The organism is Cellulomonas sp. SLBN-39 (assembly GCF_006715865.1).
In the GTDB taxonomy this organism is placed as follows: Bacteria; Actinomycetota; Actinomycetes; order Actinomycetales; family Cellulomonadaceae; genus Cellulomonas.
Genome location: NZ_VFOA01000001.1, coordinates 3,620,871 through 3,634,480, shown reverse-complemented (window position 1 = coordinate 3,634,480; position 13,610 = coordinate 3,620,871). Strand labels below are relative to the sequence as shown.

12 protein-coding genes are annotated in these 13,610 nt (G+C 71.7%); all 12 read left to right on the top strand.

What is annotated here, in order from left to right; genetic code table 11:
- Window positions 1-103: 103 nt before the first annotated feature.
- The 12 genes from ruvX to FBY24_RS16510 all read left to right on the top strand — a co-directional run bounded on the left by ruvX (window position 104) and on the right by FBY24_RS16510 (window position 13,562).
- Window positions 104-565 carry a Holliday junction resolvase RuvX gene (ruvX, locus tag FBY24_RS16565; protein ID WP_370511033.1) on the top strand — a complete coding sequence of 154 codons (462 nt, stop codon included), beginning with the start codon at window positions 104-106 and terminating at the stop codon, window positions 563-565.
- Window positions 566-572: 7 nt separating this feature from the next.
- Entirely contained in the window at window positions 573-1,790 is a 1,218-nt protein-coding gene (mltG, locus tag FBY24_RS16560; RefSeq protein WP_142162257.1) for an endolytic transglycosylase MltG, read from the top strand.
- 11 nt (window positions 1,791-1,801) lie between these two features.
- The gene (locus FBY24_RS16555) at window positions 1,802-2,638 is read left to right on the top strand and encodes a shikimate dehydrogenase (protein ID WP_142163664.1); all 837 of its coding nucleotides are present in this window, start codon (window positions 1,802-1,804) and stop codon (window positions 2,636-2,638) included.
- A 265-nt stretch (window positions 2,639-2,903) separates the two neighbouring features.
- Window positions 2,904-4,577 carry a GspE/PulE family protein gene (locus FBY24_RS16550; protein WP_142163662.1) on the top strand — a complete coding sequence of 558 codons (1,674 nt, stop codon included), beginning with the start codon at window positions 2,904-2,906 and terminating at the stop codon, window positions 4,575-4,577.
- A gap of 342 nt (window positions 4,578-4,919) precedes the next feature.
- The gene (locus FBY24_RS16545) at window positions 4,920-6,317 is read left to right on the top strand and encodes a type IV pilus twitching motility protein PilT (RefSeq protein WP_304515645.1); all 1,398 of its coding nucleotides are present in this window, start codon (window positions 4,920-4,922) and stop codon (window positions 6,315-6,317) included.
- Complete coding sequence (locus FBY24_RS16540; RefSeq protein ID WP_142162255.1) at window positions 6,317-7,543, top strand: type II secretion system F family protein; 1,227 nt, start codon at window positions 6,317-6,319, stop codon at window positions 7,541-7,543. Before FBY24_RS16545 ends, FBY24_RS16540 begins: the two co-directional genes overlap by 1 nt.
- Window positions 7,544-7,549: 6 nt before the next feature.
- Window positions 7,550-7,960 (top strand): type IV pilin protein, encoded by a 411-nt coding sequence (locus FBY24_RS16535; protein ID WP_142162253.1) that lies wholly within the window; start codon window positions 7,550-7,552, stop codon window positions 7,958-7,960.
- A gap of 284 nt (window positions 7,961-8,244) precedes the next feature.
- On the top strand, window positions 8,245-8,655 hold the full coding sequence (locus FBY24_RS19820; protein ID WP_142162251.1) for a type IV pilin protein: 411 nt from the start codon (window positions 8,245-8,247) through the stop codon (window positions 8,653-8,655).
- Window positions 8,656-8,742: 87 nt separating this feature from the next.
- Window positions 8,743-10,545 (top strand): Ig-like domain-containing protein, encoded by a 1,803-nt coding sequence (locus tag FBY24_RS16525; protein WP_142162249.1) that lies wholly within the window; start codon window positions 8,743-8,745, stop codon window positions 10,543-10,545.
- Window positions 10,542-11,213 carry a type II secretion system protein J gene (locus FBY24_RS16520; protein ID WP_142162247.1) on the top strand — a complete coding sequence of 224 codons (672 nt, stop codon included), beginning with the start codon at window positions 10,542-10,544 and terminating at the stop codon, window positions 11,211-11,213. The genes FBY24_RS16525 and FBY24_RS16520 overlap by 4 nt, the downstream gene beginning before the upstream one ends.
- A gap of 11 nt (window positions 11,214-11,224) precedes the next feature.
- Window positions 11,225-12,775, top strand: coding sequence for a ricin-type beta-trefoil lectin domain protein (locus FBY24_RS16515; RefSeq protein WP_142162244.1), 1,551 nt, complete (start codon window positions 11,225-11,227; stop codon window positions 12,773-12,775).
- Window position 12,776: 1 nt separating this feature from the next.
- A complete protein-coding gene (locus tag FBY24_RS16510; RefSeq protein ID WP_142163658.1) occupies window positions 12,777-13,562 on the top strand; it encodes an A24 family peptidase in 786 nt (261 codons plus the stop codon).
- Window positions 13,563-13,610: the final 48 nt, after the last annotated feature.

Here is a 13,610-nt window from a genome sequence, read left to right as displayed (position 1 = left end):
CGTGGCACGCCGCTCCGACGACGCACCCGTGACCCGGGGCGCCCGCCTCGCGGTCGACGTCGGCAGCGTCCGCGTCGGTGTCGCGGCGAGCGACCCCGACGGGATGCTCGCCACGCCGGTCGCGACGGTCCGACGCGCCGCGGGGACGGTCCACGCGACGTCTCCGGACGTCGTCCGGATCGCGGACGAGGTGCGTGAGCGTGGTGCGCAGGTCGTGTATGTCGGACTTCCCCGACACCTCTCAGGTGCCGAAGGCTCGTCGGCGGGCGCTGCGCGCGCGTACGCTGTCGCCCTGGCGCAGGCCGCGGCCCCCACGGGGGTCCGTCTGGTCGATGAGCGGATGAGCACCGTGTCCGCGCATCACGCGCTCCAGGCGTCCGGCCGATCCGGACGCCGCCACCGTGAGGTCGTCGACCAGGCGGCCGCGGTGGTGATCCTGCAGTACGCGCTGGACGCCGAGCGGGCGACAGGCCGTCGCCCCGGGGAACGGGTCGACGTGGACCTGGACCCACGGAGCCCGGCGTCGGGGGAGGCTGCAGGCGACGGCACGACGACCGTGGAGTGACGACCAGGTGAGCAACCACACGGAATGGTGGGCCCCGGCTCAGGCCGAGGGCGGCGCCGCCGACCTCTTCGGCGACCGCACGCCCGCGGGCGCGCCCCCGGAGGAGCCCCGACGCCGCTCGCGCGCCTCGTCGCGCCGGCGCCAGGAGAAGGTCAAGAAGCAGCGTCGCCGCCGCTCCTACGCCATCCTCGCGGTCGCGCTCGTCATGGTCGCCGGTGCCGGCTACGTGGTGTTCTCCCTGTTCGGCGGCGCGCTCGGCGGCCTCTTCGGCGGTGGTTCCAGCTCGGCTGCCGCGGTGACCGACTACACCGGTCCCGGCCGGCCGGGCGGCGAGCCCGTCGTGATCCCCGCCGGTGCGACCGGCGCGGACATGGCCACGGCCCTCGTCGACGCGGGCGTCGTGGCCAGCGAGGGCGCGTTCCTCGACGCGTTCGAGGCGAACCCCGACGCTGCGTCCATCCAGCCCGGCACGTACAAGCTGCTGCTGGAGATGAAGGCCAGCGAGGCGGTGGTGGCGCTCCTCGACCCGAAGAGCCGGGCGACGATGAACGTGACGATCCCCGAGGGCTACACCGCCGAGCAGATCTACCAGCGCATCAACGAGGTCACCCTCATCTCGGTCGAGGACCTCAAGGCCGCCGCCGCCGACCCCGCGGCGATCGGCCTGCCCGCGGAGGCGGGCGGCAACCCCGAGGGGTGGTTGTTCCCCTCGACCTACCCCGTCGAGCCCGACGCCAGCGCGGCCAGCGTGCTGAAGCAGATGACGACGAAGACGGTCGAGCTCCTCACCGCCAAGGGCATCGCCCAGGACCAGTGGCAGACGGTGCTGATCAAGGCCTCGCTCATCGAGCGCGAGGCACGCCACGACGAGGACCGCCCCAAGATGGCGCGGGCGATCCAGAACCGGATCGACCAGGACATGCGGCTCCAGATCGACGCGTCGCTCGCGTACGGGCTGGGGATCTCGGGGACGGAGTTGACCACGGACATGCTCGACACGTCCGACAGCCCTTACAACCTCAACCTCCGTGTCGGGCTGCCGCCCACCCCCATCGCTTCGCCTGGCGAGAAGTCGATCGACGCGGTGCTCAACCCCGCTGACGGTTCGTGGCTGTTCTGGATGACGGTCAACCTCGACACCGGCGAGACCCGCTTCGCCACGACCAACGACGAACACGAAGAGAATCGGGCCCTGTACCGGCAGTGGGTAGCCGAGAACTCGTGACGCGCGTCCTGATGCGCGCTGCGGTCATCGGTCACCCGGTGGCGCACTCGTTGTCGCCCGTGCTGCACCGGGCCGCGTACGCCGCCCTGGGTATCGACGACGTCTGGCGGTATGACGCCGCCGACGTCACAGAGGGGCAGCTGCCGGGGTTCGTCGCCGGGCTCGACGGGACGTGGGCGGGGCTGAGCGTCACCATGCCGCTCAAGCAGGCGGTCCGCCCCCTGCTGCACCACGTCGAGCCTCTGGCCGACGTGGTCGGCGCGGTCAACACGGTGCTGATCCAGGGCTCCGGCGCGGGACGCGTCCTCACGGGCGCGAACACCGATGTGCACGGGCTCGTCGCGGCCCTCGGCGAGGGCGGCGTCACCGGAGGGCTGCGCAGCGCGGCGGTGCTCGGCGCCGGCGCCACCGCCGCCTCGACCCTCGCCGCGCTCGCCCAGCTCGGCTGCACCACCCCGACGGTGCACGTGCGCTCCGTCGCGCGGGCCGCCGGCCTCCTGCGTGCCGCGCACCGCATGGGCGTGAGCCCGGTGCTGCGCCCCCTCGACGAGGCGCCGGCGGCGCTCCGGTCGGCGGGTGCGGTGGTCTCGACGTTGCCCGCGCACGCCGCCGACGGTCTCGCGGCCGCACTCGGCGGCTCGGTGGCGGGCGTGCTCCTCGACGTCGTCTACGACCCGCGCCCCACCGCCCTGTCGCAGGCGTGGGCCGCCGCGGGCGGCACGGTGGTCGGCGGGGAGCGGATGCTGCTGCACCAGGCCGTCGAGCAGGTCCGCCTGATGACCGGGCACCCCGCACCGGTGGAGCGGATGGGGCGGGCCCTCGAGGACGCGCTCGTCAGCGCGGCCTGACCTGCTGTCGCGCACCTCCTGACACGGTTCTCCAGGGCGACGGACCGGCTCACCTCCGTGCTCGGTCCCAGGGGGACGGCGGAACCGGGACGGCGCGGGCGAGGCGGACGAACCGGGTGCGCCGACCGGTGGACGTGTCACCCGTGTGGTCGTCACCACGGGTGGACCTGGTCAGGTGTCCTCATGGGCGCCTGCCACCGTGCCGATGGCCTCGAACGGGAGCGTGGACACTCGCGCGCCCGGCGAGGACGGGGAGGCGCGCACGGTGAAGCAGCTCGGGGAGATCCTGCTCGACGAGGGGTTCGTGACGGAGTCGCAGCTGCTGGCTGCGATGGACGAGCAGTTGACGCGGGGCAGCTCCCTGGGGCGCACGCTCGTCGAGCTGGGCGTCCTGTCGGAGGGCCAGCTGGTCCAGGCGCTCGCGCAGCAGGTCGGCATGCAGTTCGTCGACCTCGACGACTACCCCGTGGAGCGCGCCGCGGTGGCCATGGTGCCGGGGGCGCTGTGCCGGCGGTACACGGTCCTGCCCGTCGGGTTCTCCGACGGCGCGATCCTGCTGGCCACGGCCGACCCGGGCAACGTCGTCGCGGTCGACGACGTGCGGTCCATCTCGGGCCGGGCCGTCGTGCCCGTGATCGCGGCGTACGACAACCTGCTGCGGGCCATCGACCGGTACGTGCGCGCGGACGGCGAGATGGAGGACCTCTCGTCGGCGTTCGAGGACGAGCAGACCGAGCCCGAGGCGGACCTGTCGCGCCTGGGGGAGTTCGTCGACGACGACGCGCCCATCGTGCGGTACGTGAACCTGCTGGTGACGCAGGCGATCACCGACCGGGCGTCGGACATCCACATCGAGCCGACCGAGCACGACCTGCGGGTGCGGTACCGGATCGACGGGGTGCTGCACGAGACGCAGCGCTCGCCCAAGAACATCCAGGGCGGCGTGATCAGCCGCGTGAAGATCATGAGCGACATCGACATCGCGGAGAAGCGCAAGCCGCAGGACGGCCGCATGTCCGTGGTGCACAACGGTCGCAAGATCGACCTGCGCGTGGCGACCCTGCCGACGGTGTGGGGCGAGAAGATCGTCATGCGCATCCTCGACAACTCCACCGCGAGCCTGGACCTGCGGGACCTGTCGTTCCTCGACCACAACTACACGACGTACCGCGAGGCGTACACCAAGCCCTACGGGATGATCCTCGTCACCGGCCCCACGGGTTCGGGCAAGTCCACGACGCTGTACGCGACGCTGAACGCCGTGTCCAAGCCCGAGATCAACGTCATCACCGTCGAGGACCCGGTCGAGTACCGGCTGCCCGGGATCAACCAGGTGCAGGTCAACCCCAAGGCGGGCCTGACGTTCGCCGGGGCGCTGCGCTCCATCCTGCGGTCCGACCCCGACGTGGTGCTGCTCGGTGAGATCCGTGACCACGAGACCGCGCAGATCGCCGTCGAGGCGGCCCTGACCGGTCACCTCGTGCTCTCCACGCTGCACACCAACGACGCCCCGTCGGCCGTGACCCGTCTGACGGAGATGGGCATCGAGCCGTTCCTCGTCGGCTCGGCCCTCGACGCGGTGGTCGCCCAGCGGCTCGCGCGGCGCCTGTGCGGCAAGTGCAAGGAGCCGTACACCCCGACCCCGCACGAGCTCGAGGCCGCCCGGTTCCCGTGGATGCCCGGCGAGCCCGTGCCCGAGCTGTTCCGCCCCGCGGGCTGCGCCACGTGCTCGCGGACCGGCTACCGCGGGCGGCTCGCGCTGCACGAGGTCATGCGGGTCACCGAGGAGATCGAGCGGCACGCCGTCGCGCACTCCTCGGCCGCGGACATCAGCGCCACCGCCGTCAAGCAGGGCATGATCACGCTCCGCGAGGACGGCTGGTACAAGGTCGCCGCGGGGGACACGTCGATCGAGGAGATCCTGCGCGTCGTCGCCTGACGACGCGCCCGACGGCACGGTCGCACCCGGACACCCGCTCAAGTACCGGGCCGGTGCGGCCGATGAGATGACGAGCCCCGGCAGGGGTCGGCCCGCAGCCCGGTGCCGACCGCCGGGACGACGACGTGGAGGGACGACGTGACCGACTCCTACCCGAGCGGGGAGCCGAGGCGGCCGCTGCCGCCGTACCGGCCCGCGGGGCCCCAGGCGGGCCCCGCGCCGCAGGCGGTGTACGCGCCCATCCCGTCGCAGGGGGGTGCCCCGTCGGCACCCCTGCACGCCGTGCCGGCACCCGTACCCGCCTACGCGACGGCCCCGGGCCACACGCAGGGTCCAGCACCCGTGCACGCGCAGGGCGGTGCACCCGTGCCCGCGCAGGGCGCGTGGGGCTCGATGACCCCCGGTGTGCCGACCTCCGTACCGCCCGCCCCGCCCGAGGGGCTGCCGCCGTACGTGCCGCCGGCCGCGGTGCCCGCCGGGCAGGTTCCGCCGCCCGCGCACACGTCCGTGCCCGTGCCCGCGTCGATGCGCGTCGCCGCACCGCCGCCGGGTGCGCCGGCACCGCAGACCCGGGCCGCCGGCCGTGCCGCCGCCCGCGCGGGCGTGGGGCAGGACCGGCGCGATGACGACATCGACGTCGACCAGGTGCTGCGCGAGCTCGTCCGCCTCGGCGGCTCGGACGCGCACCTGACCACGGGCTCGGTGCCGATGGCCCGGGTCAGCGGGTCGCTCAAGGCGCTCGACGGGTTCGCCGTCGTCGAGGGCGACGCGCTGCGCCGCTCGCTCTACGCGATCCTGTCGCAGAAGCAGCGGGAGCGGTTCGAGGAGCACCTCGAGCTCGACCTGTCGTACTCGGTGCGCAACCTGGCCCGGTTCCGCGTGAACCTCTACCAGCAGCGCGAGGCGATCGGCGCCGCGTTCCGTGTCATCCCCTACGAGATCAAGCCGCTCGAGGAGCTGGGCGTCCCGCCGGTCGTCGGGTCCTTCGCCAACCTGCCGCGCGGCCTGGTGCTCGTCACCGGGCCCACCGGCTCCGGCAAGTCGACGACGCTGGCGGCGGTGATCGACCTCGCGAACCGCACCCGCGAGGACCACATCATGACCGTCGAGGACCCCATCGAGTTCCTCCACAACCACAAGAAGTGCCTGGTCAACCAGCGGGAGATCGGGCAGGACACCCACTCGTTCGCCAACGCGCTCAAGCACGTGCTGCGCCAGGACCCCGACATCATCCTCGTCGGCGAGATGCGCGACCTGGAGACGATCTCGGTCGCGCTGACCGCCGCCGAGACCGGGCACCTGGTGTTCGCGACCCTGCACACGCAGGACGCCGCGCAGACCATCGACCGCATCATCGACGTGTTCCCGCCGTCGCAGCAGGCCCAGGTGCGCACCCAGCTCGCCGGTGCCCTGCAGGGCGTGGTGTCCCAGACGCTGTGCAAGCGCGCGGACTCGCCGGGCCGTGCGGTCGCGACCGAGGTGCTGGTGGCGACGCCGGGCATCCGCAACCTCATCCGCGAGGGCAAGACCCACCAGATCTACTCGGCCATGCAGGCCGGTGCCCAGCAGGGCATGCACACCCTCGACCAGCACCTGGCCGAGCTCGTGAAGTCCGGCCGCGTGAGCTACGAGGTCGGCCTGGAGAAGTGCCACCACGTCGAGGACTACAACCGGCTCACCGGGCGCTCGGGCTCCGCCCCGCAGGGTGGGGCCGGCGGCTACGGAGGACCGGGGTACTGATGGCGGCGACGAAGACGTTCGAGTACGCGGTCCGGGACCGCAACGGCAAGATCGTCAAGGGGCGCGTCGAGGCCCCCAACGAGGCGGCCGTCGCGAACCGGTTGCGCGAGATGGGCCTCGCGGCGGTCTCGATCAACCAGGTCAGCACGTCGGGGCTGAACACCGAGATCTCCATCCCGGGCATCAGCGACCGGGTCACGATCAAGGACCTCGCGATCCTGTCGCGCCAGCTCGCGACGATGATCAGCTCGGGCCTCTCGCTGATCCGCGCCCTGGCGATCCTCGCCGAGCAGACGGAGTCCAAGCCCCTGGCGAAGGTCGTGGCGCAGGTGCGCAACGACGTCGAGACGGGGCAGGCGTTCTCCGCGGCGCTGGCCAAGCACCACCAGGAGTTCCCGCCGCTGATGATCAACATGGTCAAGGCGGGCGAGGTCGGCGGGTTCCTCGACGAGGTGCTGATCTCCGTCGCCGCGAACTTCGAGGCCGAGGTCAAGCTGCGCGGCAAGGTGAAGTCCGCGATGACCTACCCGGTCGTGGTGTTCGTCATCGCGATCCTCGCGGTCGTCGGCATGCTGCTGTTCATCGTGCCGATCTTCTCGGAGATGTTCGCGTCCCTCGGCGGCGAGCTGCCCCCGGCGACGGCGTTCCTCGTGTGGCTCTCGGGAGTCGTCAAGTGGACGGCGATCCCGACCGCCGTGGCGCTCGCGGTCTTCGCGGTCTGGTGGGGCAAGCACAAGAACGACCGTGCCGTGCGCGAGAAGGTCGACCCGGTCAAGCTCAAGGTGCCGGTGTTCGGCAAGCTCTTCCAGAAGATCGCCATCTCGCGGTTCACCCGCAACTTCGGGTCGATGATCCACGCCGGTGTCCCGCTGCTGCAGGCCCTGGAGATCGTGGGGGAGACCAGCGGCAACATCGTCATCGAGCGCGCCACCCGCCAGGTGCAGGAGTCCGTGCGGTCCGGCAACTCGCTGTCCGGACCGCTGTCCGACCACCCGATCTTCCCGCCGATGGTGGTGCAGATGATGGCCGTCGGCGAGGACACCGGGGCGCTGGACACGATGCTGTCCAAGGTCGCGGACTTCTACGACCAGGAGGTCGAGGCGACGACCGAGCAGCTCACCAGCCTCATCGAGCCGCTCATGATCGTGGTCCTCGGCTCGGTCATCGGCGGCATGATCATCGCGATGTACCTGCCGATCTTCACCATCTTCGAGTACATCCAGTAGGCCCCGGTGACTACTGACCACCCCGCCGCCGGCGGGGCCGCGCGCGAGCGCGGTTTCACCCTGACCGAGCTGCTCGTCGTCGTGATCATCATCGGCGTGCTCGCGGCGATCGCCGTGCCCGTGCTCATCGCGCAGCGGACCTCGGCGATCGAGGCGTCCGTGCAGTCCGACCTGCGCAACCTCCTCGTCGCTGTCACGGCGGCGCGCGAGGGCGACGCCGCGATGGACGCCGACCAGGTGCGGGCCGACGTGCGCGTCACGCCCGGCAACAGCCTCGACGTGGTCGTGGAGGCGGGCGTGTACTGCCTGCGTGGTGCGAGCGACCGCGGCGGGCGCACGTACGTGCTCGACGCCGACGGGCTGCGCCCCCAGGGCGGCGGCGAGTGCGGGGGAGCGGCTGTCCTCACGCTGCCCTGACATCGGCGCCGTCGACCCCGACAGGGGGCGACGGCCCTCGCGCGCATCGACCACCGACGCCCCGTGGAGCACCTCCACGGGGCGTCGTGGTGCGTGCCCCACGGACGCCCGCCGCCCGTCCGTGTCGGCGTTCGGGGCACGGTGTGGGCCGGTCGGGTGATTGGCGGGTGGAGCGGGCCCGGTCCCCTCAAGTGGGCGGCGGTTCTGGACGACGGACCGGGTGGAGCGGCTCCCTGGGGCCGACCGCTGACACCACTTTCACCGACACCGAAGTGAGGCCGAGCATGATCGCTCGCATCCGTAAGGCCATGGACGAGAAGGAGCAGGGCTTCACGCTCGTCGAGCTCCTCGTCGTCGTCATCATCATCGGCATCCTCGCCGCGATCGCCATCCCGGTCTTCCTGAACCAGCGTCAGGGCGCCGTGGACGCGGGCATCAAGTCCGACCTGCGCACCATCGCGACCACGGTCGAGACGGCGTTCATCAACGACCAGGAGTACCCGGCCAGCGCCAGCAGCGCTGCGGGCGACGGCGAGATCACGATCAACGGCGAGGCCGTCGCGCTCTCGCACGACGACACGGTGATCGTCTACACGAACAACAACGACGGCACCTACCAGATCACGGGCCGCAACACCGCGGCGGGTACCGACACCGAGTTCGTCTACCTGTCCGACGAGGGTGGTCTGCAGTGATCTGACGCTGCACCCGGGCGCCGGGGGACGCACTCGCGTCCCCCGGCGCCCGACCATCTCCCGGCCGACGAAGAGGAAGTAGTGCCCATGCGCCCCGGTGCCGAGAACCGCCCCGCCGACGACGGGTTCACGCTCGTCGAGGTGATCGTCGCGCTCGCGCTGATGTCGCTCGTCGCGTCCGCGGCGCTGTACTTCTTCCTCTCCGGCACCCGCACCATCACCCACCAGCAGCGCACGCAGAACGCGGTCGTCGTGGCCAACGACGCCATGGAGGCCGCGTACGGCGTCGTCGCGCAGCCCGTGGACGACGTCAGCGGCCTGCTCGTCGGGCGCAGCGAGGCCGCGGTGCAGTCCGCGTGGACCACCGGCGCCGCCGCGGGCGTCGAGGGCATCGCGCTGACGTACCCCGCGTGGGACCCGGCCGGCACCGGCAACGGCACGCTGCCGATCACGTCCCAGCAGACGCTGAACAACGTCGACTACGACGTGCTGACTCTCGTCGGCCACTGCTACCGCCCCACGTCGACGAACGCGGAGTGCGCGACGGTCCCGGGCAACCTCACGGACCCGGCGACCGTGCCCGCCGGGTACACGCGCATGCTGCGGGTCATGGTCCTCATCAGCTGGGACTCGGTGCAGAGCCCCTGCGGCGACACCGCCTGCTCGTACCAGGTGACCTCGCTGATCGACCCGAACACCGACCTGGAGTGGAACAACACCACGCGCCCGATCGCGGTCGACGACGTCGCCGTGGTCGAGGTCGGCCAGGCCGTCACTGTCGACGTGGTGCGCAACGACGTCATCGGCGTCGTCGTGTCGAACCCCGTCCGCAACGTCACGGTCACCGGCGGCACCGGCACCGCGACGCTCCAGTCCGACGGGCAGGTGCGGTTCCAGGCGCCGACCAACGCCTCCGGGATCATGACGTTCACGTACATGCTCAAGGACGCCGCGGGGCGTGAGTCCAACACCGCGACCGTGCGGGTGTCGGTGATGCCGCGCGCGGTGGACGACACCGCGACGACGAACCGTGGGACCGCCGTGACCATCCCGGTGACCACCAACGACCAGGGCAGCCCCGCGAGCGTGCAGATCATCACCCCGCCGGCGTTCGGCACCGTGACGGTCTCGGGCACGAGCGTGGTCTTCGACCCCCAGGGCCAGATGGGCTCGCCGAGCTTCGAGTACCAGTTCACCGACGGGTCGGGGCTGGTCAGCACGACCGCGCGGGTCCGCCTGACCGTGACCGCGTACGCCGCACCCCTGGCGGTCGACCTCACGGTGGGCATCGCCGCGACGGCAGCGGGCACGACGGCGCCGATCGACTGGGTCACCCTGACGGGCAACCCCGGCGACTACATCATCGAGGTGATGTCGAGCGACATCACCCAGGGCAAGCTCAAGGTCAACGGCAACGACTACAACGCCACCACCAACCGTCGCGGCACGCAGCTCGCGTACGCGCAGCAGGGCAACGTGCTCGGCTACTGGACGGTGCAGTACCGCGTCTGGACGCCGGACGGGTCGGTGTCCTCCGACATCAAGACGATGCGGATCATCCTCGTGCCGACGCCCGTGAACGACTCCGTCCAGGTGAAGACGGGCACGACCAACAACGCGATCAACGTCGGGTCGAACGACGCGCCGAACAACTTCAACGGCACCGTGCAGTTCCGCCCTGCGGCGACGAGCACCCTGGCCGCCAACTGCGGGAGCCTGCCCACCACGCAGCCCGACCTGCAGAACGGCATCTTCCGGTACAACGCGCCGACGCTGCCGAACGGGACGAACAGCCGGACCTGCACGTTCACCTACGTCATCCAGGGCACCGGCCAGCACACGAACCTCGTCTCGACGCCGGCGACCGTGACGATCCGGGTGGGCCGGTGAGCCCGGCGGCCCGGCTGCGGGCCCGGCTGCACGGCACGCGCCCCGACGCCGGGATGACGCTCGTCGAGCTCATCGTCTCGATCGGGATCTTCACGATCGTCGTCTCGGTGTTCATGGCCGGCGTCGTCATCATGACGAACAGCACCGTCCGCTCCGACGTCACCGCGCAGTCCGGGGACTCGGTGCGCCTGGTGTTCCAGCGCCTGGACCGGCAGATCCGCTACGCCGAGTCGGTCAACCTGCCCGGCACGGGCGCCAGCGGCGCCCGGTACGTCGAGTTCCGCACGTCGGAGCGCTCGTCCTCGACCGGCGTCGCGACCTGCACGCAGTGGCGCTGGGACCCGACGGCGGGCACGATCGCGCAGCGCTCGTGGAACGACACCGCGGGGGTCACGGCCCCGGCGTGGAGCACCCTCGTCACCGACGTGCGTCCGGACTCCGACACCTCGGGGCGCCCCTACCCGTTCGAGGTCGTCCTCGCCGGCGACGAGCACCCCCACCAGCAGCTCCTGCTGCGCCTGAGCATCGGCGCCACCGACGTCACGGTCGACTCCGCGACGTCCTTCGTCGCACGGAACTCCTCCGAGAGCTCGCTGTCGAACGTCGACGCCGACGGCAACGGCACGTCCGACACCCCCGTCTGCCTGGCCGCGTCCGGCCGCCCCTGAGGAGGACCACCGTGGACCCCACGACCGGCCTGCTGCGCCGACTCGCCGTCTGGCGCGACCGCGACGAGGGCGTGGCCATGATGAGCGCCATCCTCATGGTGCTGCTCATGGGTGCGCTGAGCACGATCATCCTCGCGCTCGTCCTGTCCCAGGTGACGCCCACGCAGTTCGCGCGCAAGAACACCCGGACGATCTTCGCCGCCGAGGCCGGCGTCGAGGCCGCGCTCTCGCAGATCCGCTCCGCGGCCGCGGCACCGGACTTCACCGGGTCGGTCTACGGCAGCCTCGCGGCGCTGCCGTGCACGCTCACCGGCACGGTCGCGGACTCCGGCGGCGAGCTGCGGTACGACGTGCGGGTGAGCTACTACAAGGAGAACCCGGCCGGGCGCTCGGACTCCTGGCTGGCCGCGAACGTCATGTCCTGCCGGCCCGTCCAGCAGCCCGCCTACGCGCGCGTGGTCGCCGAGGGCTACGCCGAGGACCTCGCCCGCCTCGACGCGACCCTCGGGGACCGCACGCTGGCGACCGTGTACCAGTTCAAGACGACGAACACGAACATCGCCGGCGGGCGCATCTACACCTTCGGGGACGGGTTCTGCCTGCGCGCCGACGGCATCACCGCCGGGTCCAACGTCACGTACGTCGACAAGGCGAGCTGCGGCGAGGACGACGAGCGCGAGCTGTGGCTGTACGACGTCGACTACATGATCAAGCTCGCCTCCAGCACGCTGCCGGGCAGCACGCCCCTGTGCATCACGGGTCCGCCGTCGACGTCGTCCGGGACCGTGCGCGTCACGCTCGAGACGTGCAAGACCGGCACGGCGCGCTGGAACCAGCTCTACAGCTGGGAGGGCGGTGCACGCTGGCGCGGTGAGAACACCTCCATCACCAACTACTCGAGCTACTGCCTGTCGTCCGGCTCGACGTCGGGCACGGGCATCGCGGGGCGCAAGCTCTCCGTGGGCACGAGCTGCGCGGGCGACTCCGCCTGGGGCTCGTTCAACCCCGATCCGGCCGTGGGCGCCGGCGCCGCGAGCATCACGACGCGCCAGATCGTCAACTACCTCGAGTTCGGGCGCTGCTTCGACGTCACGGACACCGACGTCGGCAAGGCGTTCATGATCGTGTACCCCTGCAAGCAGGACCCCTCGGGCGGCACGCTGCTCGACTGGAACCACAAGTGGTACTACTCCGAGCCCGCCGTCGGCTCGCCCTCGCTCGGGCCGCAGCAGATCTACGTCCTGCGCTCCAACTCGACGTCGCAGAAGTACTGCCTGCAGACCCCGGGCGCCGGCGGCCAGTACGTGACGCTGACGTCGGCGTGCTCGACGAGCGCGGCCAACCAGCGGTGGACCCGGTACCAGGACACGGGCAACTACGGCACCAGCTACACGTTCGTCGACCACCTGGGCCGCTGCATCGGCCTCGGCGACAAGTACAACGGCTCGTGGTCGAAGATCGTCGTCACGTCCTGCACGGGCGGCATCGACCAGAAGTGGAACGCCCCGCCGCTCGACGTCGAGGCGTCCGTCGGCGACTACGTCGAGGCGTACGGTGGCTGAGCTGACCCCGCTGCTCGTCACCCTCGCGGGCGTGCTCGGGCTGCTGGTCGGCTCGTTCCTCAACGTCGTCGTGTGGCGGGTCCCGCGGGGCGAGTCGGTCGTGGCGCCGCCCAGCGCGTGCCCGTCGTGCGGGGCGCGGATCCGCCCGTACGACAACGTGCCCGTGGTCTCGTGGCTCGTCCTGCGGGGGCGCTGCCGGGACTGCGCGGCGCCGATCTCGGCCCGCTACCCGGCCGTCGAGCTGCTCACCGGCGTCGCGTTCGCGGCCGTCGCGTGGTGGTCCGGACCGGGCTGGTGGACGCCTGCGCTGCTGTACCTCGTCGCGATCACGGTCGCCCTGACCGCGATCGACCTCGACGTGCACCGGCTGCCCGACGCGATCGTGCTGCCCTCGTACCCGGTGGCGCTGGCCCTGCTCGCGCTCGCGTCCGCCGACCCCGGCGGGACCGCCGACTGGGGGGCGCTCCTGCGCGCGGGCATCGGTGCCGCCGCGATGTTCGCGTTCTACTTCGTCCTGCTCGTGGCGTACCCGGCGGGCATGGGGTTCGGCGACGTCAAGCTCGCCGGCGTCCTCGGTCTGTACCTCGGCTGGGTCGGGTGGGGTGCGCTGGTCGTCGGCGCGTTCGCCGCGTTCCTCGTCGGCGGCGTCGTCGGGCTCGCGCTCATCGCCGGCCGCCGGGCCGGTCGCCGCACCCAGATCGCGTTCGGTCCGTGGATGCTCGCCGGCGCCTGGATCGGCCTCGTCGCCGGTCAGCCGCTGTGGGACGGGTACCTCGGGCTGCTCTGACCGGGCCCTCGCCCGTCCGTCGCCTCAAGGATGCCGGTCATCCGTCCG

Coding starts and splice junctions, on each gene's coding strand:
- ruvX (WP_370511033.1), top strand. CDS start 104: ATGCTCGCCACGCCGGTCGCGACGGTCCGACGCGCCGCGGGGACGGTC.
- FBY24_RS16555 (WP_142163664.1), top strand. CDS start 1,802: ATGCGCGCTGCGGTCATCGGTCACCCGGTGGCGCACTCGTTGTCGCCC.
- FBY24_RS16540 (WP_142162255.1), top strand. CDS start 6,317: ATGGCGGCGACGAAGACGTTCGAGTACGCGGTCCGGGACCGCAACGGC.
- FBY24_RS19820 (WP_142162251.1), top strand. CDS start 8,245: ATGATCGCTCGCATCCGTAAGGCCATGGACGAGAAGGAGCAGGGCTTC.
- FBY24_RS16525 (WP_142162249.1), top strand. CDS start 8,743: ATGCGCCCCGGTGCCGAGAACCGCCCCGCCGACGACGGGTTCACGCTC.